Annotated in this window: 1 protein-coding gene; it reads left to right on the forward strand. The window is 59.0% G+C overall.

Going from position 1 to position 829, the window contains the following annotated elements; all coding sequences use genetic code 11:
* On the forward strand, positions 1-829 hold an 829-nt coding region (locus G7025_RS26575), incomplete at both ends, for an Ig-like domain-containing protein (protein ID WP_219855463.1).

Consider the following 829-nt stretch of genomic DNA (forward strand, 5'->3'; position numbering starts at 1 on the left):
CCACCAACACCGGCTCCAGCAGCACGCTGAATGTGAACATTGTGGCGGTCGATGATCCGAGTGTTCTTAAGGCTGATACCGGCAGCGCGCAGGAAGATACGGTTGCCACCGGCAACGTGCTGACCAATGACGTCGACGTGGACAACGTGTTGACCGTGGCGAGCTTCAACGTCGGTGGCACCACCTACACCGCTGGCCAAACCGCCGTCATTACAGGCGTGGGTTCAATCACCATCGGTGCGAACGGCGCCTACACCTTCACGCCGGTTAAAGACTTCAACGGCGACGTCCCACAAATCGGCTACACCACCAACACCGGCTCCAGCAGCACGCTGAATGTGAACATTGTGGCGGTCGATGATCCGAGTGTTCTTAAGGCTGATACCGGCAGCGCGCAGGAAGATACGGTTGCCACCGGCAACGTGCTGACCAACGACAGCGACGTGGACAACGTGTTGACCGTGGCGAGCTTCAACGTCGGTGGCGCCACCTACACCGCCGGCCAAACCGCCGTTATTACAGGCGTGGGTTCGATCACCATCGGTGCGAACGGCGCCTACACCTTCACCCCGGTTAAAGACTTCAATGGTGGTGTACCGCAAATCGGCTACACCACCAACACAGGTTCCAGCAGCACGCTGAATGTGAACATCGTGGCGGTGGATGATCCGAGTGTTCTTAAGGCTGATACCGGCAGTGCGAAGGAAGATACGGTTGCCACCGGCAACGTGCTGACCAACGACAGCGACGTGGACAACGTGTTGACCGTGGCGAGCTTCAACGTCGGTGGCACCACCTACACCGCCGGCCAAACCGCCGTCATTACAGG

This window comes from Pseudomonas lurida, assembly GCF_013522705.1.
GTDB classification, from domain to species: Bacteria; Pseudomonadota; Gammaproteobacteria; order Pseudomonadales; family Pseudomonadaceae; genus Aquipseudomonas; species Aquipseudomonas quebecensis.